The organism is Microbacterium aurugineum (genome assembly GCF_023101205.1).
GTDB lineage: Bacteria > Actinomycetota > Actinomycetes > Actinomycetales > Microbacteriaceae > Microbacterium > Microbacterium aurugineum.
The window spans coordinates 2716379-2740096 of the sequence record NZ_CP078078.1 but is presented as its reverse complement, the minus strand read 5'-3'; the positions used below and the strand labels follow the sequence as shown (position 1 = coordinate 2740096).

Annotated in this window: 20 protein-coding genes; 15 read left to right on the top strand and 5 right to left on the bottom strand. The window is 68.9% G+C overall.

The features are described 5' to 3' along the window. Positions 1-62 precede the first annotated feature (62 nt). From KV397_RS13185 to KV397_RS13165, 5 genes are all read left to right on the top strand, one after another. On the top strand, positions 63-713 hold the full coding sequence (locus KV397_RS13185; RefSeq protein ID WP_047520716.1) for a TlpA family protein disulfide reductase: 651 nt from the start codon (positions 63-65) through the stop codon (positions 711-713). Positions 714-729: 16 nt separating this feature from the next. Continuing rightward, positions 730-1509 (top strand): cytochrome c biogenesis CcdA family protein, encoded by a 780-nt coding sequence (locus KV397_RS13180; protein WP_047520718.1) that lies wholly within the window; start codon positions 730-732, stop codon positions 1507-1509. Between the two features lie 52 nt (positions 1510-1561). Then, entirely contained in the window at positions 1562-3346 is a 1785-nt protein-coding gene (gene resB, locus KV397_RS13175) for a cytochrome c biogenesis protein ResB (RefSeq protein ID WP_261811451.1), read from the top strand. A 4-nt stretch (positions 3347-3350) separates the two neighbouring features. Beyond that, positions 3351-4325 (top strand): c-type cytochrome biogenesis protein CcsB, encoded by a 975-nt coding sequence (gene ccsB, locus KV397_RS13170; RefSeq protein WP_131491774.1) that lies wholly within the window; start codon positions 3351-3353, stop codon positions 4323-4325. A 141-nt stretch (positions 4326-4466) separates the two neighbouring features. Continuing rightward, on the top strand, positions 4467-5102 hold the full coding sequence (locus KV397_RS13165) for a response regulator transcription factor (RefSeq protein ID WP_153243608.1): 636 nt from the start codon (positions 4467-4469) through the stop codon (positions 5100-5102). A gap of 16 nt (positions 5103-5118) precedes the next feature. Here KV397_RS13165 and KV397_RS13160 read toward each other — a convergent pair whose 3' ends face one another. After that, complete coding sequence (locus KV397_RS13160; protein ID WP_131491776.1) at positions 5119-6687, bottom strand: SLC13 family permease; 1569 nt, start codon at positions 6685-6687, stop codon at positions 5119-5121. 96 nt (positions 6688-6783) lie between these two features. On the opposite strand from KV397_RS13160, the gene KV397_RS13155 reads away from it, so the two are divergent. After that, on the top strand, positions 6784-8445 hold the full coding sequence (locus KV397_RS13155; RefSeq protein WP_131491777.1) for an AbgT family transporter: 1662 nt from the start codon (positions 6784-6786) through the stop codon (positions 8443-8445). A 55-nt stretch (positions 8446-8500) separates the two neighbouring features. Beyond that, entirely contained in the window at positions 8501-10006 is a 1506-nt protein-coding gene (locus KV397_RS13150; RefSeq protein ID WP_131491778.1) for a leucyl aminopeptidase family protein, read from the top strand. A gap of 3 nt (positions 10007-10009) precedes the next feature. Here KV397_RS13150 and KV397_RS13145 read toward each other — a convergent pair whose 3' ends face one another. From KV397_RS13145 to KV397_RS13135, 3 genes are all read right to left on the bottom strand, one after another. After that, the gene (locus tag KV397_RS13145; RefSeq protein WP_261811450.1) at positions 10010-10600 is read right to left on the bottom strand and encodes a 2'-5' RNA ligase family protein; all 591 of its coding nucleotides are present in this window, start codon (positions 10598-10600) and stop codon (positions 10010-10012) included. Positions 10601-10720: 120 nt separating this feature from the next. Continuing rightward, positions 10721-12694 (bottom strand): YhgE/Pip domain-containing protein, encoded by a 1974-nt coding sequence (locus KV397_RS13140; RefSeq protein ID WP_261811449.1) that lies wholly within the window; start codon positions 12692-12694, stop codon positions 10721-10723. Continuing rightward, the gene (locus tag KV397_RS13135; RefSeq protein ID WP_261811448.1) at positions 12691-15546 is read right to left on the bottom strand and encodes an efflux RND transporter permease subunit; all 2856 of its coding nucleotides are present in this window, start codon (positions 15544-15546) and stop codon (positions 12691-12693) included. Before KV397_RS13135 ends, KV397_RS13140 begins: the two co-directional genes overlap by 4 nt. A gap of 131 nt (positions 15547-15677) precedes the next feature. Here KV397_RS13135 and KV397_RS13130 point away from each other — a divergent pair, with 131 nt between their 5' ends. Beyond that, the gene (locus tag KV397_RS13130) at positions 15678-16301 is read left to right on the top strand and encodes a TetR/AcrR family transcriptional regulator (RefSeq protein WP_047520733.1); all 624 of its coding nucleotides are present in this window, start codon (positions 15678-15680) and stop codon (positions 16299-16301) included. Between the two features lie 97 nt (positions 16302-16398). On the opposite strand, the gene KV397_RS13125 is transcribed toward KV397_RS13130, so the two are convergent. Then, the gene (locus KV397_RS13125; RefSeq protein WP_261811447.1) at positions 16399-17382 is read right to left on the bottom strand and encodes an o-succinylbenzoate synthase; all 984 of its coding nucleotides are present in this window, start codon (positions 17380-17382) and stop codon (positions 16399-16401) included. A 129-nt stretch (positions 17383-17511) separates the two neighbouring features. Here KV397_RS13125 and KV397_RS13120 point away from each other — a divergent pair, with 129 nt between their 5' ends. From KV397_RS13120 to KV397_RS13090, 7 genes are all read left to right on the top strand, one after another. Beyond that, the gene (locus KV397_RS13120; RefSeq protein WP_232762505.1) at positions 17512-17844 is read left to right on the top strand and encodes a PadR family transcriptional regulator; all 333 of its coding nucleotides are present in this window, start codon (positions 17512-17514) and stop codon (positions 17842-17844) included. Between the two features lies 1 nt (position 17845). Continuing rightward, complete coding sequence (locus KV397_RS13115) at positions 17846-18844, top strand: permease prefix domain 1-containing protein (RefSeq protein WP_131491782.1); 999 nt, start codon at positions 17846-17848, stop codon at positions 18842-18844. A gap of 47 nt (positions 18845-18891) precedes the next feature. Continuing rightward, positions 18892-19812: a 1,4-dihydroxy-2-naphthoyl-CoA synthase gene (locus KV397_RS13110; protein ID WP_131491783.1), complete on the top strand. Its 921-nt coding sequence runs from the start codon at positions 18892-18894 to the stop codon at positions 19810-19812. A gap of 13 nt (positions 19813-19825) precedes the next feature. Beyond that, positions 19826-20980: an AMP-binding protein gene (locus KV397_RS13105; protein ID WP_261811446.1), complete on the top strand. Its 1155-nt coding sequence runs from the start codon at positions 19826-19828 to the stop codon at positions 20978-20980. A gap of 35 nt (positions 20981-21015) precedes the next feature. Continuing rightward, positions 21016-21807 (top strand): class I SAM-dependent methyltransferase, encoded by a 792-nt coding sequence (locus KV397_RS13100; protein ID WP_261811445.1) that lies wholly within the window; start codon positions 21016-21018, stop codon positions 21805-21807. 61 nt (positions 21808-21868) lie between these two features. Further along, positions 21869-23047 (top strand): sensor histidine kinase, encoded by a 1179-nt coding sequence (locus tag KV397_RS13095; RefSeq protein ID WP_047520744.1) that lies wholly within the window; start codon positions 21869-21871, stop codon positions 23045-23047. Continuing rightward, positions 23044-23679 carry a response regulator gene (locus KV397_RS13090; RefSeq protein WP_047520746.1) on the top strand — a complete coding sequence of 212 codons (636 nt, stop codon included), beginning with the start codon at positions 23044-23046 and terminating at the stop codon, positions 23677-23679. The genes KV397_RS13095 and KV397_RS13090 overlap by 4 nt, the downstream gene beginning before the upstream one ends. Positions 23680-23718: the final 39 nt, after the last annotated feature.

The window sequence follows — 23718 nt, the reverse complement described above, 5'->3', positions numbered from 1 at the left end:
GGCTTCGTCAGACGCCTCCGTTTCCATCTCGCGCATAGGAAGCTCTGCGTAAACTCGGAGTCGTGCCAAGCGATTCGACGGTCCGTCCGATCCGCAGCGGCCGCTCCTCCCGCACCCGGCGCTCGCGTCGTGCGGTCGGTGCCGCGCTCGCTGCGGTGCTCGCCATCGGTCTGAGCGCGTGCGCTCCCGATCCGGTGAGTGAATCGTTCCTGAACGGCGAGAACACCGGCTATGTCGCGGCCGATGGTGCGATCGTCGAGATCCCCGCCGCCGACCGTGGCGAACCCGTGGAGTTCGGCGGTGTCACCGAGACCGGCGAGAAGTTCGACAGCGCAGACGTCGCCGGACAGGTCACGGTGGTCAACTTCTGGTACGCCGGCTGCGCGCCGTGCCGCCTCGAAGCCGCCGACCTGGAGGCCGTGTGGCAGAAGTTCGCCGACGAGGATGTGTCGTTCGTGGGCATCAACACCCGCGATCAGGCCGACACCGCCGTCGCGTTCGCCGAGGAGTACGGCATCACCTACCCGAGTCTGATCGACGTCGACACCGCTGAGGCCAAGTTGGCGTTCGCCAAGGTCGTGCCGATCGCGGCCACACCCACCACACTCGTCCTCGACAAGCAGGGTCGTGTCGCCGCCAAGATCATCGGTCCGATCGACGGCCCGTCGATCCTCTCCACGCTGGTCAAGGACGCGCTCGCGGAGGACTCGTGAGTACCTCGGGAGCGTTGTGAACCCCGACGCGATCATCGGCTCCGGAGCCCTCTGGCTCGCGATTCCGGTCGCGATGCTCGCGGGACTCGTCTCGTTCCTGTCCCCGTGCGTCCTCCCGCTGGTCCCCGGTTACCTCGGGTTCCTGGGCGGTGCGGTCGCGCCCCGGTCCTCCACGGTCGCCGGTGCGGAGGCGCAGACGACGACCCAGGCGACGGCGACCCGCGGTCGTCTCGTGATGGGCGTGCTGCTGTTCATCCTCGGCTTCACGATCGTCTTCATCGCCTACACGGTGCTCGGTGGAACGGTCGGTGTCTTCCTCCTGCAGTGGGGTGACCTGATCACCCGCATCCTGGGCGTGGTCATCATCGGGATGGGATTGGTTTTCCTGGGCCTGTTCGGGTTCGCGCAGAAGGAGTTCCGCTTCCATGTCGACTCGCGGGCCGGCATCGTCGGAGCCCCGCTGCTCGGTATCGCCCTCGGCATCGGCTGGGCCCCGTGCATGGGGCCGACGCTCGCCGCCATCATCGCCCTCTCCTTCAATGCCGGAGATCCGGTGCGTGCGGGCTTCCTGGGCCTCGCCTACTCGCTCGGACTCGGCATCCCGTTCCTCCTCGTCGCGCTCGGGTTCGGGTGGGCGACGAAGGCGGTCGGCTTCCTCCGTCGTCACATCCGCACGGTGAACGTCATCGGCGGAGTGATGCTGATCGTCCTCGGCGTCCTGATGGCCACCGGCCTGTGGACCGAGATCATGTCCCGGCTGATGGCGGTGATCGGCAGTGTCATCCTCCCGCTCTGATCGCGCCGCGAAATCCACCAGCCCCGAGAAGAACCCCCGCACAGAGAACACCATGACCGAGAACAAGGGTGCCGTGAACAGCGACTCCAGCGACCCGCTCCGCCCGTCCGACCACGTCGACGGCGACGACACGATCACCCAGCCGCGGCTCGGGTTCGTGGGTTGGCTGCGGTGGGGGTGGCGACAGCTGACCTCGATGCGCACAGCTCTCATCCTGCTGCTCGTGCTCGCGATCGCGGCGATCCCCGGCTCGATCTTCCCGCAGCGGATGGCCGACCCGAACGGCGTCACGCAGTGGGAGCGCGACAACCCCGACCTGTTCCCGGTGCTCGACGGACTCAAGATGTTCGACGTGTACCTGTCGCCGTGGTTCTCGGCGATCTACCTGCTGCTGTTCGCTTCGCTCGTCGGCTGTGTGATCCCGCGCATCAAGCACCATGCGAAGGCGCTCCGCGCACGTCCGCCGCGCACTCCCGCACGGCTGCAGCGCCTCGAGGACTACCGTGCGGTGACGCGAGACCCCTCTGCGGACTCCGGGACGAAGACCGGTGATGCCGATGCCGAGGCCGCCGCATCGATCGAGGTCGCGACGAGACAGCTCAAGGCACTCGGCTATCGGGTCGAACGCTACGACCGGGGCCGCACGTTCTCGGTCTCCGCGGAGCGCGGATACTGGCGTGAGACCGGCAACCTCCTGTTCCACCTCGCGCTCGTGGGCGTGCTCGTCACGGTCGGCATCGGCGGCGGGTTCTCGTACACAGGTCAGCGCGTGCTCGTCGAGGGCGAGACTTTCGCGAACACGCTCCTCGACTACGACTCGATGAACCGCGGTCGGTTCGTGGGCGACGATGCGTTCGCTCCGTACTCGATGCGCCTCGACTCGTTCGACGTGACGTATCAGCCGTTCGGCGAGCCGGGTTCCGGGCAGGCGGGCGACTTCTCGGCGAACGTGACCGTGCAGGAGAACGGTGAGGAGCGCACCGGCGCGGTCAAGGTGAACGAGCCGCTCGCGGTCGCCGACGACGACGTGTTCCTGCTCGGCAACGGCTACGCGCCGACCGTGACCGTGCGTGATCCCGAGGGCAAGGTCGTCTTCACGGGCAGCACGCCCTTCCTCCCGCAGGACACCAGCATGACCTCCCTCGGAGTTCTCAAGGTGCCGGACGGACTCGCCGAGCAGGTCGGCCTGGTCGGGTTCTTCTATCCGACGACCGGCGTGCTCGACACCGGTGCGTTCTTCTCCGCGTACGGCGACCTCACCAACCCGACGCTGACGCTCGACGTGTACACCGGCGACTTGGGCATCAACGAGGGCGTGCCGCGCTCGGTCTACGTGCTCGACACCACGGGGATGACCAAGCTCACCGGCCGCACCACGGACGTCGAGTCGATCGAACTCACCCCCGGACAGACCGCGCAGCTGCCGAACGGCCTCGGTTCGGTCACCTTCGAGGACGACTCTCCCGCAGGTGCGACGGACGCCTCGCAGTCGGTGAAGCGCTTCGCCTCGCTGCAGATCCACCGTGACGAGTCCGGCGTCTGGGTCCTCGGCTTCGCGCTGCTCGCCCTCGGCGGTCTCATGATCGCCCTGTTCGTGCCCCGTCGACGCGTCTGGGTCAAGGCCACCGCACGCGACGGCGAGATCGCTCTGGAGTACGCCGCACTCGCCCGTGGCGAGGACCCGACTCTCGCTGCCGCCGTGGACGACCTCGTCGCAGGGCACACCCGACTGCTCGACGCGGCCGGAGGAACCACGGCGCGCTCCCCGATCGATGACACCGCGGACGAGTCCGCCGAGCCGGAGACCCCGGCGCCCGAAACCCGGAAAGTAGACTGACACCATGCTCGAGCTCAACGTGATCTCGCCGGTCCTGCTCTGGACGGCGATCGCGATCTACGCGGCGGCCTTCGTGGCCTACGCCTTCGATCTCGCGCGGCGCTCGCAGGCGACGGCCGACGCGCTCACCGTCCGCGAGCAGGTGCTCGTCGGAGCCTCTGGGGGGAGCGTCCCGGCATCCGGCGAGGCCTCCGGTGCGGTCGCCGCCCCGCAGCGATTCGTGATGGCGCGGATCGGCACCTCGCTGACGGTGCTCGGATTCCTCTTTCAGCTCGCCGCCACCGTCACCCGCGGCATCGCGGCGGGGCGCGTGCCGTGGGCGAACCTGTACGAATTCGCGATGATGGGCACGTTGCTCATCATCGCGGTGTACCTCGTGGTGCTCACCCGCATCGACCTGCGGTTCCTCGGCACTTTCATCACAGGACTCGTCGTCGTGCTGCTCGGCCTGGGGGCGACGAACTTCTACGTCGATGTCTCTCCGTTGATGGACCCGCTGAAGAGCGTGTGGCTCGTCATCCACGTGTTCGTGGCCTCTCTCGCGACGGCCTTCTTCGCCCTCGCGTTCGCGCTCTCGGTGATCCAGCTCATGCAGTCGCGTCGTGAGAGACTCGTCGGCGAAGGTGCCACGAAGACCGGTCCCGGCTTCCTCCGGACCTTCCCCAACGCGGTACGCCTGGAGAGCCTGGCGTACATGTTCACGATCATCGGCTTCATCCTCTGGACCTTCACCCTCATCGCCGGTTCGATCTGGGCGTACTACGCCTGGAGCCGTTTCTGGGGCTTCGACGTGAAGGAGACCTGGACGTTCGTGATCTGGGTCCTCTATGCCGGCTACATCCACGCCCGTGCGACCCGCGGCTGGCGCGGCAACCCTTCGGCGTGGCTGGCGATCGTGGGCTTCTCCGCCGTGATCTTCAACTTCACGATCGTGAATGTGTTCTTCAAGGGCCTGCACGCGTACTCCGGTCTGAGCTGACCCGACTCTCGTAACGACACCGAGACCCGTCCGCGGCACCATCCGCGCGGACGGGTCTCGTGCGTCCGGAGTATCGCCCCCGGTGCACCGATGCGCAGTTGTATGCTCATCGCAAGGGAGCGCCCACGGCAGGAGTCCCACATGCCCGTCCTCGTCGGAATCGTTGAAGATCATCCCGCGATGCTGTTCGGGATCGTGACCATCCTCAACCGCAGCGGCGGCATCCGTGTCGCAGCCAGCGGTGCGACCGCGAACGAGGTCGCGCGCCGTGCACGGAGGCTCGATGTGGTCCTGCTCGACCTCGCCCTCTCCGATGGTTCGACCCCGGCGGAGAACATCCGGACGCTCCAGTGCCTCGCGGCGAGCATCCTCGCGTACACCTCGGGGGACGAGTCGCAACGGCTCCGCGAGGCGGTGCGTGCGGGTGCCTCGGGGATGATCGCCAAGTCGGACTCGCTCGAGGTCATCACCGCGTCGGTGCGACGCGCTGCTCAGGGGCAGGTCGTGGCGACGACCGAATGGGCGGCAGCGCTCGATGCGGACCGCCGGTTCGTCGCTGCGCATCTCAGCCCCCGTGAGTCCGAGGTGCTGTCGCTGTACGCCTCCGGCGAGACGGCCGAGCAGGTCGCACAGGCCCTGTTCCTGTCGCGGGAGACCGTGCTCGATCACATCCGTCGCATCCGCGCGAAGTACGCCGCGGTCGACCGGGCGGCGCCGACGAAGGTCGACCTCTTCCGTCGCGCGGTGGAGGACGGACTGGTCCTGCAGCCCAGCTGATCCCGGCGGGAGGCGGTCAGCCCGTGAACGGCCAGATCAGGGGGACGTAGAAGACGGCGACGCCGAAGAACAGGATCATCAGGGGCCAGCCGAAGCGCGCGTAGTCCCCGAAGCGGTAGCCGCCGGGTTCCATCACCATCAGGTTCGCCGGCGTCGCGACCGGGGTGAGGAACGAGGCCGCACCCGCGATCGTGAGGGCCATCAGGAACGGCAGCACCGACGCCTCCATCGCGGCGGCGAGAGCGACCGCCACCGGGGCCACGATGAGCACGGTCGCGGTGTTGCTGATGAGCTGCCCGAGCACCAGCGTGATGAGCACGATCACCGCGACGGCGGCATGCGGGCCGGCCGTGCCCAGGAACGAGCGCAGGCCGTCGGCGATGAGCTGCGCGGCGCCGGTCTCCTGGAACGCGGTCGAGAGCGGGATCATGCCGGCGACCAGGATGACCGTCGTCCAGGAGATCGCCCGGTACGCCCGGGTGATCGACACCACCCTCGTCAGGATCAGGGCACCGGCTGCGAGGAGCCCCGCGATCGCGGCGGGCACGATGCCGGTCGCGAGCAAGACGATCATCGCGAGCAGGATCACGGCCGTACGCTTGGCACCGACTCCGAGCGGGACCGAGCGGCGCAGGGTGAGCGGCGCATCGACGACCAGAACTTCGTCGCGCTTCGAGGTGTGCCGGTGCAGGTCGTCCCAGGACCCGTCGAGGAGCAGCGCATCTCCCGCCTGCAGGTCGGTGCCCGACTCGTCGAGCGCCTCCTGCCCTCGTCGCACTCCGAGCACGACGAGATCGCCCGACGGCGTGCACATACCGGGGAAGACATGCAGGCCGATCAACACGGAACGCGGCGGCACCACGACCTCGGCGACCCCTCGCGACGCCGAGACCAAGGCGCGGTCGGGCGAGATCGCGTAGTCGGATCGCAACGTCGAGGCGAGGCGTTCGAGGTCGATCGGTGCCGACGCCGGGGTCCGTTCGGGCAGCAGCCGGTTGCCGAGCAGCAGGATGATGGCCAGTGTCCCCACCAGAAGCGGAAGCCCGGCGAGGGCGAACTCGAAGAACCCGAACGGGCGGGCACCGCTGTCGGCGGCGACCTCGGACACGATGATGTTGACCGGTGTGCCGGTGAGAGCGAGCATCGAGCCGGCGTGCGCGGAGAACGCGAGCGGCATCAGCATCTGAGACGGGCGGATCCCGGCGCGCGCCGCGACGACCACGACCAGGGGCAGGAGCGCGGCCACCGATCCGTTCACGCTGATGACCGCGGTCATCGCGGCGGCCAGCAGCCCGATCGTGAGGAGCAGGCGCGCGCGGCCGGTTCCGGAGCGGGCCACGACCTCCTGTCCGGCCCAGGCGATGATGCCCGTCGACTCCAGAGCCTCGCTCACCACGAACAGGGAGGCGATGAAGAGCACGGTCGGATCGCCGAACCCGGCGAGGGCGGAGGTCAGATCGAGCACCCCGGTCAGGTAGAGGGCGACCGAGACCCCGACGGCCACGACGCCGAGCGGGATGCGATTCGAGACGAACGCGATCACTGCGCAGAGCAGGATGACGAACGTCGCGATGATCGGGTCCACGGCCCCACGATAGGGCGACGCTCGCATCGCGGCGACCCCCCTAGTTCTAGGGGGTGGTCTTGTGGGAGCTTCTCGCTCGACAGGATCATGGGGGCTATGGCTACGGAGAAGTCGTCGAGCACCCCCGATGCCGGGGACAAAGGGTTCCTGAACTGGATCGAGAAGGTCGGCAACAAGGTGCCGGATCCGACGATCATGTTCGTCTACCTGATCGGCCTCATCGCCGTGCTCTCCGCGGTCCTCGCGTGGATCGGGGTGTCGGTCACCGACGATGTCGTGATCCCCGTTCCGAAGGAAGAGTTCTCCCAGGTCAACGAGCAGTTCGGTGGCAACTGGCAGATCTATGACACCACCACCGGGATGCCCGCCGAGATCCCCGACTACACGATCGAGGAGCGCACCTTCGAGGTGCGCAACCTGCTCTCGATCGACGGCATCCGCTTCTTCTTCTCCTCCTTCGTCGACAACTTCGCGGGCTTCGGTGTGGTCGCCGTCGTGCTCATCGCGATGGCGGGCGTCGGTGTGGCAGAGCACGCGGGGTTGATGGGCGCGATGATCCGTCGCGTCGTGAAAGTGGCCCCGCGCCGTTGGCTCGCGTTCATCCTGATCTTCGTCGGTGTGCTGTCGTCGGTGGCGACGGATGCCGGCTACCTGATCCTCGTGCCGCTCGCCGCCGCAGCCTTCCTCACCGTCGGGCGGCATCCGCTGGCCGGCCTCGCCGGCGCGTTCGCCGGTGTCGGCGCGGCCTTCGGGGCGAATCTCCTGATCACGCCTAGCGACAGCATGCTCACCGAGATCACCAATGAGGTGCTCGTCAGCGCCGGGATGCAGCCGATCGAGGTGACGCAGAACTTCTACTTCGGGATCGTGTCGACCTTCCTGCTCGCCACGGTGGCGCTCCTGGTGACGGTGTTCGTCACCGAGAAACGTCTGGGCTCCTACGACCGCAGAGACATGACGATCGCGGATGAGGCCGAAGGCGTCGACCACGATGCCGAGGCCCGCGGGCTGAAGTTCTCGTTCTGGGCGCTGCTGGGGTTCGTCGCCCTGGTCCTCGCGCTGACCCTGCCACCCGGCGCACCGCTGCGTGACCCGGAGACCGGCGCGATCATCGGCACGACGCCCTTCATGGCCAGCCTGGTGTTCCTCATCTCCCTCGCCTTCCTGGTGTGCGGCGTCGCCTACGGCGCGGGGGCGAGGACGCTGCGAGGCGGAACGGCCACCGTCCGTGCGATCGCCAAGACGTTCGCGAGTCTGGGCGGTCTGCTGGTGATGTTCCTGATGATCGCCCAGTTCATCGCGCTGTTCAACTGGACCAATCTCCCGACCGTCGCCGCGGTCTCGGCCGCCGAGCTGCTGGAGCAGGCGAGTGTCCCCGCCATCGTCCTGCTGCTCGCGTTCATCGTCGTGATCGTGATCCTGGACTTCATCCTCCCGGGGCTCGTGCCCAAGTGGGTGATCTTCGCGCCGGTGTTCATCCCGATCTTCGCGTCGCTCGACGTGGCACCGCAGACGCTCCTCGCCGCCTACCGGGTGGGGGACTCGCCCGTGAACGTGCTCACGCCGCTGATGGTCTACCTGCCGTTCATGGTCACCGTGGCGCAGCGTTACAAGAAGGAGGCGGGTATCGGCACGATCATCGCCCTGATGATCCCGTATGCGGTGTGGATGCTGCTCTCCTGGACGGCGCTGTACGTGGTCTGGTTCCTCCTCGGCATCCCCTGGGGCCCGGGCTCACCGGTCGACATCGCCGGCTGACCGACATCGCCGGCGGACGACGTATCCGAACAACCGCACAGAAGGAGCAGACCTCATGGACCGCAGACCCAACAAGCTGATCCCCGCCGATCTGAAGACCACGCCCGGGCTGGATGCCGTGGACACCGTGGATCTCCGGGTCGGTGAGATCGCCTCCGACGTCGAGGCGATCGGAGTCGGGGTGTACACCGACGGGGACGTTCCGGGTGAGCTCGGGTTCGACCGCGCCGGCCTGGAGGATGCGGGGTTCACTGCCGAGCCGGGGACCTCTCTGGTGCTGCCGCGCGCGGGTCAGCCGGATCTCGTCGCCGTCGGTCTGGGCGATCGGGCGGATGTCGGGCCGCGTGGCCTTCGCGATGCAGCGGCTGCTCTCGCTCGCGCCGTCCCCCGTCGGGCGACCCTGGGGCTGCGGATCGGCGACCTCGCGGGGGTGGAGGCAGGCGAGGCTGTGCGAGCGCTCGCCGAAGGGGCACTCCTCGCGCGCTACCGGTACACGGTGCTGAACGCGTCGTCGAAGCACGTCCCGCTCGCCGCCTTCACCGTGGATGTGCCGGGCGCGGACGGCGGGCCACTCGAGGTCGCACGCACGGCTGCCCGCGCTGGTGTCGTGGCCCGTGATCTGGCGAACACCCCGCCCGGTCACCTGACGGCGGTGAACATGGGCGAGATCGCGGTGGAACTCGGAGCGCGTTTCGGATTCGAGGTCGAGCTGTTCGACAAGCAGGCGCTCATCGATCTCGGCTGCGGGGGTCTGCTCGGCGTCAATCAGGGATCCGTGGAGGAGCCGCGCATGATCAAGCTCGTCTACACGCCCGAAGGTGGCGGCTCCGGCCACCTCGGCCTGGTGGGCAAGGGCATCATGTACGACTCGGGTGGCATCAGCCTCAAGCCCAGCGACCCGATGCATCTGCTCATGAAGATGGACATGGGCGGTGCTGCGGCCGTGCTCGGTGCCTTCGTCGGGCTGCGCGACGCCGGAGTCTCGACCAAGGTCTCGGGCTGGCTGATGTGCACCGACAACATGCCGTCCGGTACCGCGTACAAACTCGGTGACGTGCTCACGGCGCGCGGCGGCACCACGATCGAGGTGAAGAACACCGATGCCGAAGGGCGTCTCGTGATGAGCGATGCCCTCGTGCTCGCGACCGAGGACGGGGTGGACGCGATCGTCGACATCGCCACACTCACCGGTGCCGCATTGGTCTCTCTCGGCTCCGCGACCGCGCCGGTCTTCGGCAACGACCAGACGATGGTCGACCGGGTGCGTGAGGCCGCGGCGCTCGCCGACGAGCCCGTGTGGCAGCTGCCGCTCGAGCAGAAGTATCGCAAGCAGCTCGACTCGGACATCGCCGACATCGCGAACCTCGGTGGCCCCTTCGCCGGAGCCACGACGGCGGCGCTGTTCCTGCAGCACTTCGTGGGCGAGACGCCGTGGGCGCACATCGACATCGCCGGGACGATGCAGACCGAGAAGGACGACTCCTGGCGCACCGCGGGTGCCACCGGTTTCGGTGCGCGACTGTTGTTGGAGGCGGCCCGGAGCTTCACGCCGACCTCGTGAGCCTCAGCCGCCGAGGGGTATCACCTCGGCGTGCTCGGCGCCGTCCTGGTACCAGACCAGTTCGGCTTCGCGCACGACTTCGGCAGGCTGTGGCGTGAGGTAGCGGGCCTCCTCCTGGACGACGCGGTCCCACGTGGCGGCGTCGAGCGTCTTGCCGTAGAGCACGGACAGATGGAACGTCCACTCCTCGAGGGGCAGCTCTCCGATGCGACGAAGATCCGTGCAATCCAGCGCATCGGTCAGCGACGAGTATGCGGAGACGAGTGACGTCGTGCGTGCGAGACGGACGACCAGGATCTGCCAGGGCGTGGGGAACTCGTCGACGGCTTCGCCGATGATCTCGATGGGTGACTGCTGCGCGGCCCACGCGCGGACCAGCTCGCCGAGCTCCTCTCGCCGCTCCGGTTCGAAGAAGCCTCGGAGGGTGACGTGCTCCGTGTGCGGGTGTCGCAGCGGCATCCCCAGACGCGCGAGTGCGGTGCTCTGGATCTCCCGGTAGGTCGCTGCGACGTCCGCGGTCGGCCGGAGCACGAGGTATTGCTGACCGTTCAGGCTCTCCAGTTGGTCGGGGGTGCTCATGAACGGTCGGCGCATGCGGAGAGCCTAGGTCTCGTCGAGGGGGATGCGAAAACCGAGATCGAAACACTCCGGCCGGGCGCGTCATGAGTCGACGCGCCGGGCCGGGAGCGGATGGTCTCCGTTTTCGCAGGGTGCTCAGGCCGTGGCGATGACCGCCCGCGCCGAAGTGGTCCGTCGGAGGGCGACGGCGAGGGTCGTGGCCACGAGCGACAGCACGCCCCACACCACCAGGGCTGCGACCGCAGATCCACTCCCGGCGATCAGTCCTGCGAAGGCCGGAGCGGTGGGCAGGACCGCGCCGAGTCCGGCCAGCCAATCGGGCACGGTGGAGATCAGACCCGTGGCGACCGCGAGCACACCGACGAGCGCCGAGATCCAGCGCCCCACACCGCCGAACAGTGCGACGAGTGCCTGGTTCACAGCGGCGAACACCACGCCGGCGAGCACGGCTGTGCCGGCGAAGGCCCACCAGGCGGGGGCGTCGTAGCTCGCGACGATCTGCACGATCAACGACACCAGTAGGCCCTGCCCTGCCCCGATCAGAGCAGCGGGTGCGAAGGCGCGCAACGTGAGCGTGGCAGACGAGCGTCGTGAGGTGAGGGTGCGGGCGGTGTGGGCGCGCATGACGAGGAAGGTCGCGAGTCCGCCGAACCACAGCACGACCGCGGCGAGCAGCGGGATCGCGGTCGGGCCGAAGATCGTGTCCATCGACGAGTTCGACGACACCGGATCGGCGATCACCGAGGCGAGGGACTTCGACTCGCTGTCGCTGAAGGAGGGGAGCGAGTCGGAGGCCGTGCGCAGCCCGCCCGCGAGGTCACCCGTACCGGTGGCCAGGGTGTCGAGCCCGGTCGAGAGCTCGGTGGCACCGTCGGCGAGGGCTGTGGCGCCGGTCGACAGCTGGGTGGCTCCGGAGGCGATGCCCCGCGCGCCCGTGGCGGACGCGCTGATGCCCTGATCCGCGAGCTGGGTGAGCCCGGACGACAGCTGCGTGACACCGGCGCCGGCTTGGGACATCTGCCCGGCGAGGGTCGAGAACGTCCCCGGAAGCGCGGCGACGCCGTCGGCGACCTTCTTGCTGTTCAGGATGCCGGAGGCCGTGCCGGCGTCCGTCGCCACGGTTCCTGCCTCCGCGGCCAGGTCGGAGAGCTGCTGGCATTCCGCCGGGTCCGAGACCGGGGGCGTGCAGGCCGCGGTTGCTGCGGCCCCGAGCTTCTGAGCGAGGTCGGCCGAGCCGCTCGCGGCCGCTTGCGCCGACGAGGACGCGCTCTGAATCGCGCCGACCAGTTGCTTCGAGTCCTCGGCTCCGGACTGGAGCTGAGATGCCCCAGCTGTCAGCCCTGACCCGATCTGCGCAGCACCCGCGGCGGCATCCCGCGTCTTGCCCGCGATCGTGTCGAGTCCCGTGGCGAGTGACGATGCGCCGGTGCTGAGTTCTCCCGCACCGGAAGCGAGTTGGGTGGCGCCGTCGGGGATCGCGGCGGCTCCGGTCGCGGCATCCCGCGCTCCGTTCGCTAGCTTCAACGCACCATCCGCCGCCTCGCCGATCTGGTCGCCGATCGTGGTGAAGCCGACCAGGATGTTCTCGGTCGTGGCCTCGGAGAGCATGGTGCCCATGGTCGAGGCGGCGACGTCGGCGATCTGGCCCGTGATGAGGTCATCGGCGACGAGGCCGTCGTCGGGTGTGGTCACGGTGATCGTGGCCTGCTCGGCCTTCCCGCCGCCGTCCGAGATCGCGGTGCCCGCGGAGGTGGCGGCTGCGGAGAACTCCTCCGGGATCGTGATGACGGCCTGGTAGGTGCCGTCGGCGAGTCCGTCGGTGGCGTCGTCCTGGTTGGAGATGACCCAGGTGAGGTTCGAGTCCAGGTCGTCCGATCCTTCGACCAGGCCCGAGGCGAGCTGGCGTCCGAGCGGGGTCACCTGCCCGTCGAGGGTCACCGGATCGTCGAGGTTGACGATCGCCGCGGTCATCGAGTCCAGGCGCTCTGTCGGGTTCTGCAGGGCCGCGACCAGGATGCCGCCGACCGCGGCAGGCAGCAACAGCACTCCGAGAATCGTGAGCCACGTGATGGGTTTGCGGGAGCGGGCGCGCTCGATGGGGAGGGTCATGCGGTCACCTCGGTGGCTTTCGTCGTGTCGTCTTCAGGCCGAGGCCCCCGTTCTTCGTCGGCACCCCCGTCTGGATGCGGTGACCCGAGGGGGTGTCGACGCTCGGCGGGGGTGTCGACGGAGAGAAGCTCGGGGGCGGGACGGCCCGCGGCGGCGAGGAGGTCGCGCGCGACCTCGGGTGCGGTGGTCGTGAGGATCACGGCGGTCGCAGCATCCGCATCCCGGAGTCGGGCGGCGATCTGATCGCGCGCGGCGAGGGGGAGCCTCTCGACGCCGTCGATCACGACCACCGCGGGTCGATCGCGCAGCGCCTCGGAGAGCTCGGATGCCGGGACCCCGGCGTCCGTCGCGATCAAGGCGCCGACGTGTGCGCGCACCCAGGCCGCGCGTCCTGGCAGCAGATGCCCCGCCACCCGGAGGCGTCCCGCGTCAGGCGTCACCCGTCCGGCGATCGTCAGAGCCAGCGCACGCAACGCGGCACCGGAACTCCCGGTCAGCAGCAGCGCTCCGCCCGGCCGGACCCGGAGGTGCAGCCCGTCGATCCCGGCATCCGTCAGCACGAGGTCGTCGGCGGCGACGATCGAACCGTCTCCCGGCCAGGCAGCGAGGTGCCGCTCGCGTTCCACCGCCTCGCCCTCGACGTCGACGCGGGGGAGGACCTTCTCCAGCCAGGCCGGGAGCTCCCAGGCGCGCTCGCCGAGGATGGCCATCAGCGCGGGGATCAAGGTCATGCGCACCAGGAAGGCGTCGATCGCGATGCCGGCTGCGAGGCCCAGGGCGATGGGTTTCAGTGACGAGTCGCCCTCGGGGACGAACGCCACGAAGACGGCGAACATGATGAGGCCGGCCGCCGTGACCACCTTCGCCGACCCGGTGAACCCGCTGCGAACGGTGCGCAATGCGGCAGCGCGCCGCGTCGCCCGGTCGGGGCTCTTGGAGTCCGGGTCGTGCACGAAGTCCTCCCGCATGCGCGAGACGAGGAAGACCTGGTAGTCCATCGCGAGCCCGAACAGCACGCCCATCAGGATGATCGGCATGAAGCTGATGATGGGCCCGACCCGGGCGACGTGCAGGAGGTCGGCGAACCAGCCCCATTCGAACACGGCCCCGACGACGCCGAACGCCGCCACGATCGAGAGCAGGTATCCGGCGGCCGCGGTGATCGGCACCCACAGCGAGCGGAACACGATGGTCAGCAGGATGAGGGAGAGGCCGATCACGAAGATGCCGAACGGCAACAGGGCATTGCCGAGCTGATCGGAGATGTCGATGCCGACGGCGGTGAAGCCGGTGACCTTGAGGTCGATGCCGAATTCGTCGAGCCACTCGTCGTGATGGCTGCGCAGTTCGCGGACGAGGTCGGCGGTCGCCGGGTCGTCCGGGGCCGTCTCCGGGATGATCTGGACGATGCCGGTGTCAGCGGTCTCGTTCGGTGTCGCGAGGGCGACTTCCTTGACGCCGGGCACCTTCGCGACGGCATCCCCGAGGTCTTCCATCAAGGTGAGCGGGTCGGTGGACGTGACGATCGTGCCCGTGAGGATCAGCGGGCCGTTGAATCCGGGTCCGAATTCCTCAGCGACGAGGTCGTAGTTCTGACGCGCTTCCGAGTCTTTCGGCAGCACCCCGGCGTTCGGGAGGGCGAGGTTCAGGCTGAGGGCGGGGATGGCGACGATGCCGAGGCCGATCACCACGGCGAGGGAGACGAGGAGGGGGCGCTTGGTGACACCGTTCACCCAGCGGGCACTGCCCTTGGCGCGGGCGGGAGCCGCGGGCGCGCTGTCGGGGTCGTCGCTCGCGTCTTTCTTCTTGGGCTTCGGTGCGCGCTTCGGCCGACCGACCACTCTGCCCTTCATGAATCCGAGGAGCGCGGGGGTGAGGGTGACCGCGATCGCGACCGCGACGGCCACGGCGACCGAGGCGGCGATGCCCATGGTCGTCAGGAACGGGATGCCGGCGAAGCCGAGTCCGATCAGGGCGATGAGCACGGTGACGCCCGCGAACACCACGGCGGAGCCAGCCGTCCCGACGGCGCGCGACGCGGACTCCTCCGGATCGACGCCCTCGCGCACCTGATCCTGATGCCGCGCCATGATGAACAGTGCGTAGTCGATGCCGACCGCGAGCCCGAGCATGAGCGCCAGCAGCGGCGTGGTGGAGGAGACCGTGGCGAAGGCCGTCGCCGTGAAGATGCCTGCCATCGAGATGCCGACGCCGAGGATCGCCGTGAGGAGGGGAAGACCGGCGACGACGAATGAGCGGAAGGTGACGATCAGGACCAGCAGCGCGATGAGCAGACCGACCGCCTCGGTGAGCGTGACGCCCGGGATCGAGATCGCGAAGAGGTCGCCGCCGAGGGAGGTCTGTGCACCGTCCGGGAGTTCCGAGTCCAGGTCGCTCACGACCGTGCGCAGCGCCTCTTTCGTGTCGTCCGAGACATCCGTGGACTCACCGTCGAACTGCACACGCACGATCGCCGCGGTGTCGTCGTCGTTGATCATCCCGCTGACCATCTCGTCGTACGGCGAGGTGGCCGCGAGGACACCGTCGAGGTCCGCAAGTTGGTCGACGGCATCTTCGATGTGGTCGCGGTAGTCGTCATCCGTGACCTGATCGCCGTCGGCGGCCACCACGATGAACTGCGCGTTCGTGCCGCTCACCTGGGGGAAGGACCGGGAGAGCTGCTCCAGACCTGCCTGGGACTCGGTTCCGGGGATGGAGAAGGTGTTGTCCGTACCTGCGCCGAGCACGAGGGCACCGGCACCGGCGATGCCGAGCGCGAGGAGCCAGGACACGAGGACTCGCCACGGGTGACGGAACGACCAACGTCCGAGTGAGGACAGGAGTGTGGACACGCGTTCCTCCGAAGGGTGCGGGGTGGATACACAGGTGTATCCGATACATAGATGTATCGTAAGGTGACCCGCACGGGTGAGTCTGTGTGCGGGGTGTGAATCGTGCGAGAGTGAAGGGTCAGGAGGTTTCGATGTCGACACCCGCAACCCGTAGTCGCGAGAACACGCGTGCCCGTCTACTGGAGGCGGCGGCGCAGGTCTTCGCCGAAGTCGGCCTCGACGGTGCCTCCGTCGAGGCGGTCTGCGAGCGTGCAGGGTTCACTCGCGGCGCGTTCTACTCGAACTTCGAATCCAAGGACGAGCTCTTCCTGATGCTGGCGGCCAGCGTCTCCGAGGTGCGTGTGAGCGCGGTGCGTGCGCGCGTCGAGCAGCTGACCGCGGACGGCGCGCTCGCCGAGGGATGCGACCCCATCGAACTCGTCCAGCAGATCATGGAGCTCGGAGGCGATGACCGCCTCGGCGTGATGCTGATGAGCGAGATCCGTATCCGTGCACTGCGTGACCCGGAGTTCGGCGCGGCCTATCTCGTTCAGGAGAGCGAGATGGTCGGGAGCATCGCGCAGATCATCGAGGACATCGTGTCGGCGGGGCCGTTGCAGTTGCGTCTGCCTGCGGAGACGGCGGCGCGGATGCTCATGATCCTCTGGGAGGGCATGACCGTGCGCGGTGCGATGGCAGGGCTCGACGACGCGCAGCTGCGGCATTCGGGCAGCGAGCAGCTCGGACGGCTCGTGCAGCTGTTCATCGAGTTGTAGCGGTCCCGGCCGCTCGTTCAATCCTCGGCCGACACGCCAGATGCCGGACCGTACCCGCGGAAGCGCCCGAGATCTGGCGTGTCGGCGGTGCGCCGGGTCAGTGCGCGGCGGCGGACAGCTCGTAGTGGCAGCGGGCGAGGCGAGCGAACCACCACTCGCGGCGTTCGTCCGAGGCGGCGAGGCGGCTGAGTGCTTCGGCGTCCGGGGTCACGCGTCCGACCGGGATCGAGCCATCGACCGGACGCAGGTCGGCCACGTCGTCGAGGAACAGCGACGCCGTGCCGAGCCCGCAGTCATAGTCCAGCGTCGGAAGGGCGGCGGCGAGCGCGGCTCCCTGGGACAGGCCGATCGCGGTGTCCAGCGCGCTCGAGACCACGACCGGGAGCCCAGCAGCCGTGACGATCTGCAGGGCGTGCGTGATGCCGCCCAGCGGCTGGGCCTTGATCACGAGGAGGTCGGCGGCACCGGCGCGGGCGACCGCGAGTGGATCGGAGGACTTCCGCACGCTCTCATCTGCTGCCACCGGGATGCCCATGTACTTCACGCGCGTGCGGAGTTCCGTGAGCTCCGGAACCGTCGCGCAGGGCTGCTCGACGTATTCCAGGTCGTGTTCACCGAGGGCATGCACCGCGTGCTCGGCCTCGTCGACGTTCCAGGCGCCGTTCGCGTCGACCCGGATGCGTCCCTCGGGCCCCATCGCCTCGCGCACCGCCCGGACGCGTGCCACGTCGTCGGCGAGGGTCTGCCCCGGCTCGGCGACCTTGACCTTGGCCGTGCGGCACCCCGTGAACCGCGACAGCAGCTCAGTCACGCGGCCGGCCTCGATTGCCGGGATGGTCGCGTTCACGCCGATCCGATCACGGAGCGGTTCAGGCTGGGGGCGCCAGGCGAAGTCGATCGCCGCGGCGAGCCAGGTCGAGGCCTCGACGTCGTCGTACTCGACGAACGGTGAGAACTCCGCCCAGCCTTCCGGTCCTTCGAAGAGGAGCGCTTCGCGCACATCGACGCCGCGGAAGCGACTGTGCAGGGGGAGGGCGACGACCCTGGCCGAGTCGAGCAGGTCTGCGAGCGGCGGGATCATGTGCCCATTCTGCTCCGTGGAGCATGCGGGCCGGTGTTCGTCGTCCGGGTGAGTCGTCAGGTCGGCACCGCGCTTCGATCGTCGATGTGCCATTGCCAATAGTGTGTGACGTACAGTAATGTGTTCGACATGAACGAGACGCTCGATACGCACCTGCAGGAACTGAGGCGCGGCACGGTGGTGCTCGCTTGCCTGCAGCTGCTGCGTACGCCGGGGTACGGCTACTCGCTTCTCGAGCAACTCGAGCGCCGCGGCTTCGCGACGGACGCCAACACGCTGTATCCGCTGCTTCGCCGTCTGGAGAAGCAGGAGTACCTCACGAGCGAGTGGAACACCGAGGAAGCCAGGCCGCGCAAGTTCTACCGCACCTCCGAAGCAGGCATCCGGCTGGCCGACACCCTCACCGACGAATGGCGGTCACTCACGACCGCGATCACCTCTCTCACCACAGAGGAGAACTGACATGACCACGACGACCACGCTCACGGAGCGGTACATCAGTGCCACGATCCGCAGTCTCCGTCCCGACGCCCAGGACGACGTCCGTGCAGAGCTCGAGGCCTCCATCGCCGATGCGATCGAGGCGCGGGTGGACCAGGGCGACGCACCGGAGGATGCCGAGCGCGCGGTGCTCACCGAGCTCGGCGACCCCGGCGTCCTCGCCGCCGGCTATGCGGATCGCCCGCTGTACCTCATCGGTCCGCGGTTCTACCTGACCTGGTGGCGGCTGCTCAAGCTGCTGCTGATCATCGTTCCGGTCTGCGTCTTCGGAGCGGTCGCCCTCGGGCAGACCATCGCGGGTGCTCCGGTCGGCGAGATCATCTCCTCATCGATCCTTGCCGCCGGGGGCGCGATCCTCCACATCTGCTTCTGGACCACTTTGGTGTTCGTCATCCTCGATCGCACCGACAGCGCGACGGCGATCGAGAAGTGGGACCTCGACCAGCTCCCGGAGCCGAGCGAGAACGGTGTGGCGGGGCGGAACGATCTGATCGCATCGCTCGTCTTCCTCGGGATCTCCGTCGGCGCGCTCCTCTGGGACCGTTTCCGAGGCTTCGTCATCGTGGACGGCACCGTCGTGCCGATCGTCGATCCACAGTTGTGGCCCTGGGGGATCAGCGTCCTGTTCCTCCTGATCGCCGCGGAGGCGGTGTTCGCCGTCGTGCTGTTCCGCACGAGACGGTGGACGATCGGCCTGGCTGTGGTGAACACGATCCTCGCGCTGATGTTCCTTCTCTGGGTCGTCGCCCTCCTGCTCACGAACCAGCTCGTGAATCCGGACTTCCTCGCGCGGATCGCAGCTGCGGGCGGCGAGGGTTTCGCCGCGGGGCAGGCGGCATCCGCCGACGAGGGTGGCGTCTTCCGCATCCTCGCCGTGCTGTTGGGGTTCGGCTTCGCGATCGGTGTCGGCTGGGACATCGTCGACGGCTGGATCAAGACGGTTCGCGCACGCCGCGCCTGACATCACGGAATCCCGTACCGAGCGGGCCGAGGAATAGGCTGGATGTCGTGACCAGTGCATTCGTCTCCGACCTCTTCGACCCGGCCGAATGGGTGCTCGCGCCCGGGGCCGAGAGCTACACCGACATCACTGCGCACGTCTCGCACGACGGCGGAGTCGCACGCATCGCCTTCAACCGTCCGGAGGTGCGCAACGCGTTCCGCCCGCACACCGTCGACGAGCTCTACCGTGCCCTCGACATCGCCCGGCAGGATGCCCGCATCGGCGCGGTGCTGCTCACCGGAAACGGCCCGAGCCCGAAAGACGGCGGCTGGGCGTTCTGCTCCGGTGGCGACCAGCGCATCCGCGGTCGTGACGGCTACAAGTACTCGGACGCCGAGACGGCGGTCGTCGACGGTGCGAGCCGTGCCGCGGTCGGTCGTCTGCACATCCTCGAGGTGCAGCGCCTCATCCGCTTCATGCCCAAGGTCGTCATCGCCGTCGTCCCCGGGTGGGCAGCAGGAGGCGGGCACTCGCTGCACGTGGTCTGCGACCTCACGATCGCATCCGCGGAGGAGGCCCGCTTCAAGCAGACGGACGCCGATGTCGGCAGCTTCGACGCCGGCTACGGGTCTGCATACATGGCCCGCCAGACCGGTCAGAAGTTCGCGCGTGAGGTGTTCTTCCTCGCCGAGGAGTACTCCGCGCAGCGCGCGTACGAGATGGGCGCCGTGAATCGTGTGGTCCCGCATGCCGAACTCGAACGCGAAGCGCTGAAGATGGCCCGCACCGTGCTCACGAAATCGCCCACGGCGATCCGCATGCTGAAGTTCGCCTTCAATGCCGTCGACGACGGTCTGGTCGGACAGCAGGTGTTCGCCGGGGAGGCGACCCGCCTGGCCTATGGCACCGATGAAGCCGTCGAGGGCCGCGACTCGTTCCTCGAGAAGCGCGACCCCGACTGGTCTTCCTTCCCCTGGCACTACTGAGCCGGAGAGCAGCATGGTCGCACTGATCCCGACGGATGCCGAAGACCCGGCACAGCTGCGGGATGCCCTGGAACGCGCGTTCGACGGCGGCCCCGCCTTGGGACTCGGGATGGTCGCCGGAGCGCCCGAGGGGGTGGCCGACGGAATCGCGGCCGTCATCGCGACGTCCGGGTCGAGCGGGATCCCGAAGCGAGTCGCGCTCAGCGGTGAGGCGTTGCGGGCGAGCGCCGAGGCCACCGCGGCGCGGATCGGCAGCGGACGCTGGCTGCTCGCCCTCCCCGCCGGCTATGTCGCGGGGCTGCAGGTGCTCGTGCGCTCGATCCTCGCCGGCACCCAGCCGACGCGGATCGAGGGCCGCTTCTCGCCGGAGTCCTTCGCTCAGGCGACCTTCGAGATGATGCGCCCTTCGTCGCCGTCGGGCATCCCCGACCTCTACACCTCGCTGGTCCCGGCCCAGGTAGCGACGCTGCTCGATGCGGCGGAGGACACGGCGGTCCGCGCCGCGCTCACGGCGTATCGAGCGATCCTCGTCGGTGGGCAGGCGCTCCCGGAGCCCCTCCGCGAGCGGGCGGCCGACCTCGGAGTGCGTCTGGTGCGCACCTACGGCTCGACGGAGACCAGCGGCGGGTGCGTCTACGACGGTGTGCCGCTCGACACCGTGGGCGTGCGCGTGGTCGACGGCGAGCTGCGTCTCGCGGGTCCCATGCTCGCCGAAGGGTACCTCGGCGACGGGTCGCTGACGGCCCGGACGTTCGTCCACGACGAGCACGGGATCCGCTGGTACCGCACCGGCGACCTGGGCCTGGTGGAGGACGGGATCGTGCGCGTGCACGGCAGAGCGGACAACGTGATCGTCTCGGGCGGGATCAACATCTCGCTCGATCGGGTGGAGCGCATCGTCCGTCGGATCGCGGGACTTCACGAGGCCGTGGTGGTCGGTGTGGAAGACGAGCGCTGGGGGGAGGCCTCGGTGATCGTCGCAGTCCGCGGCGAGGTCCTTCGGCGCAGCGAGTCCGAGCAGCTCGCCCACGCGCGCGCCGTCGTCGAAGACGAGCTCGGCAGGCACGCACGTCCGGCCCGCCTGATCCTCGTGGACGAGATCGACGTCCTCCCGTCCGGGAAGCCCGACCGCGAGGCGATCCGGCGCGCCGTCGTCGAGTTGCACTGAGTGTCGCTGCCCTGCGCTCTGCCAGACTGAACCGCATGGCCTCGTACACGCATGGACACCACGAATCCGTCCTCCGCTCGCACAACACGCGCGACATCGCGAACTCCGCGGCCTACCTTCGTCCGCACCTCACCGCGGCGACGCGGCTTCTCGACGTCGGGGCGGGGCCGGGCACCATCACCGCCGACTTCGCCGGGATCGTCGCCCACGTCACCGCGACCGAGATCGATGAGAACGCACTGTCCCTGTCGCGCGACCTCGCCGGCGAGCGGGGCCTGACGAACCTCGCCTTCTCGATCGAGGACGTGCACGCCCTGAGCTTCCCCGATGCCTCCTTCGACGTCGTGCACGCGCACCAGGTGCTGCAGCATGTCGGCGACCCGGTGCAGGCCCTACGAGAGATGCGCCGAGTGACCGCTCCGGGTGGCATCGTCGCCGCTCGCGATGCGGACTACGCGGGCTTCATCTGGTTCCCGATCCTGCCCGAACTCGACCGCTGGCTGACGCTGTACCAGGCAGCCGCGCGGGCGAACGGCGGGGAGCCCGATGCCGGACGACGACTCTTGGCCTGGGCGCGCGCCGCGGGTTTCGAAGAGGTCACGGCGACGGCGTCCACCTGGTGCTACGCCTCTCCTTCCGAGCGTGCCTGGTGGGGCGGGATGTGGGCCGACCGCATCCTCGAGTCGGCGCTCGCACGGCAACTCGTCGACAGCGAGCTGGCGACGCGGGCCGAGCTGCAGGAGATCAGCGACGCCTGGAAGCGCTGGGCCGATGACGGCGACGGCTGGTACCTCGTGCCGCACGGAGAGATCATCGCCCGCGTGTGACGAGCCGGGGATACATCCTGCGACGGATGCCCGCGCCCAGACCCTCGCGTAGCGTGGGGGAGTGATCCGCCCCCTGTCCCGCACGGCGCTGATCCTCGACATCGTCGGGGCGGCGCTGCTCTTCCTCGTCTTCGTCCCGATGTCGATCGTGTTCTACGGTCCGGGCACCGGGAACAGCGCGCTCGGGGGCGCGGCGGTCGTGGCCGTGGTCTTCGCCGCCGTCCTGATGTTCGGCGGTGTCGCGATCGGGCGACTCGCGCCCGGGCTCGCCCTCGCCGCCGCGTGGGCGGGCGCGATCCTCCAGATGCTGGCCGGATTCGGGCCGGTGCCGATCGACATCGCTATCCTGCTCGTGCTCTACGCCACGGCGGCCTGGGGAACTCGGCGCGTGCTCTGGTGGGGGTTCGGGTCCGCGCTTCTGGGCGGCCTCATCGCCGCGCTGTACATGGTGGTCGTCAACGGTGTCGCCTTCGGCACGAGCAGCGGCTGGGAGAAGGTGACGACGGGCACCCTCCTGCTGGTGATCTCGGTCATGGCCCTCGGCTTCGCCTGGGTGTGCGGGTTGCTGTGGCGGGTCGTGCTGCGTGCGCGGCGCACCCGTGCGGCGCAGCTGCAGGCCGAGTCACTCGCCATCGAGGAGCAGGAGCGGGTGCGCATCGCGCGGGACATGCACGACATCGTCGCCCACTCCCTGGCCGTCGTCATCGCGCAGGCGGACGGTGCACGGTATGCGGCAGCGGCGAAACCCGAGATGGCGACCGAGGCACTCGGCACGATCGCGCAGACCGCGCGCGGAGCCTTGAGCGATGTGCGGATGCTGCTCACGCAGCTCCGACACCGGCAGGGCGACGGTCCGCAACCGACCCTCGCCGACCTCGAAGCCCTGTTCGCGCAGGTCCGGCAAGCGGGGATCGAGCCGCGGGTCACGGTCGACCCCATGCCCCCGGGGGAGCCGCCCGGGGCCATCCAGCTCGCGGTGTACCGCATCCTGCAGGAGGCGCTCACGAACGCGATCCGGCACGGCGACGGCGCGGTCGACGTCCACCTCGCGTGGCTCGCGGACCGCGTCGACGTCGACGTGCGCAACACGGTGTCGCGCGACGCTGCCGTCGGTGTCGGGGGCCACGGCGTGATCGGGATGCGGGAGCGGGCGCAGCTCGTCGGCGGTAGTCTGCAAGCCGAGCGTCGAGGGGCGCAGTTCGTCGTCCATGCCACGCTTCCGATCGGAGCCGCCGAATGATCAGAGTCGTGCTCGTCGACGACCAGGCGCTGTTCCGTGCCGGTATCCGCATGCTCGTGGCTTCGCAGCCCGATCTCGAAGTGGTCGGCGAAGCGGGCGACGGGCGGGAGGCTCTCGAGGTCGTGCGGGCGACGCGGCCGGACGTGGTGCTGATGGACATCCGGATGCCGGTCATGGACGGGCTCACCGCGACGGCCGAGATCCTCGCCCGTCCGGAGCCTCCGCGCGTCGTCATGCTCACCACGTTCGACCTCGACGAGGCCGCCGCCCGGGCGATCCGGCAGGGGGCGAGCGGCTTCCTGCTCAAGGACGCCGATCCCGAGTTCCTGCTCGCCGCGATCCGCACGGTGCACTCCGGTTCGAGCGTGATCGCGGCCGCGGCGACGCGCGACCTGTTCGCGCACTTCGCGGAAGCGCCGCGCCCGGTGCCTCCGCAGTACGACACGCTCACCGACCGCGAGAAGGAGATCTTCGCGCTCGCGGCACGCGGCTTGTCGAACGCCGAGATCGCCGGCCGGGAGTACCTCAGCGAGGCGACGGTGAAGACGCACATCAGCCGCATCCTCACCAAGCTCGTGCTGCGCGACCGGGTGCAGCTCGTGGTCTTCGCGTTCGAGCACGGCCTCGCCTGACCGTCGGTCGAGCACGGATCATCCTTGCGATGTACGCGG

What these genes read in the sequence shown, in the direction of transcription:
- resB (WP_261811451.1), top strand. Translation starts at nt 1,562, where the DNA reads ATGACCGAGAACAAGGGTGCCGTGAACAGCGACTCCAGCGACCCGCTC.
- ccsB (WP_131491774.1), top strand. Translation starts at nt 3,351, where the DNA reads ATGCTCGAGCTCAACGTGATCTCGCCGGTCCTGCTCTGGACGGCGATC.
- KV397_RS13165 (WP_153243608.1), top strand. Translation starts at nt 4,467, where the DNA reads ATGCCCGTCCTCGTCGGAATCGTTGAAGATCATCCCGCGATGCTGTTC.
- KV397_RS13155 (WP_131491777.1), top strand. Translation starts at nt 6,784, where the DNA reads ATGGCTACGGAGAAGTCGTCGAGCACCCCCGATGCCGGGGACAAAGGG.
- KV397_RS13150 (WP_131491778.1), top strand. Translation starts at nt 8,501, where the DNA reads ATGGACCGCAGACCCAACAAGCTGATCCCCGCCGATCTGAAGACCACG.
- KV397_RS13145 (WP_261811450.1), bottom strand. Translation starts at nt 10,600, where the DNA reads ATGCGCCGACCGTTCATGAGCACCCCCGACCAACTGGAGAGCCTGAAC.
- KV397_RS13140 (WP_261811449.1), bottom strand. Translation starts at nt 12,694, where the DNA reads ATGACCCTCCCCATCGAGCGCGCCCGCTCCCGCAAACCCATCACGTGG.
- KV397_RS13130 (WP_047520733.1), top strand. Translation starts at nt 15,678, where the DNA reads ATGTCGACACCCGCAACCCGTAGTCGCGAGAACACGCGTGCCCGTCTA.
- KV397_RS13125 (WP_261811447.1), bottom strand. Translation starts at nt 17,382, where the DNA reads ATGATCCCGCCGCTCGCAGACCTGCTCGACTCGGCCAGGGTCGTCGCC.
- KV397_RS13120 (WP_232762505.1), top strand. Translation starts at nt 17,512, where the DNA reads ATGAACGAGACGCTCGATACGCACCTGCAGGAACTGAGGCGCGGCACG.
- KV397_RS13115 (WP_131491782.1), top strand. Translation starts at nt 17,846, where the DNA reads ATGACCACGACGACCACGCTCACGGAGCGGTACATCAGTGCCACGATC.
- KV397_RS13105 (WP_261811446.1), top strand. Translation starts at nt 19,826, where the DNA reads ATGGTCGCACTGATCCCGACGGATGCCGAAGACCCGGCACAGCTGCGG.
- KV397_RS13100 (WP_261811445.1), top strand. Translation starts at nt 21,016, where the DNA reads ATGGCCTCGTACACGCATGGACACCACGAATCCGTCCTCCGCTCGCAC.
- KV397_RS13090 (WP_047520746.1), top strand. Translation starts at nt 23,044, where the DNA reads ATGATCAGAGTCGTGCTCGTCGACGACCAGGCGCTGTTCCGTGCCGGT.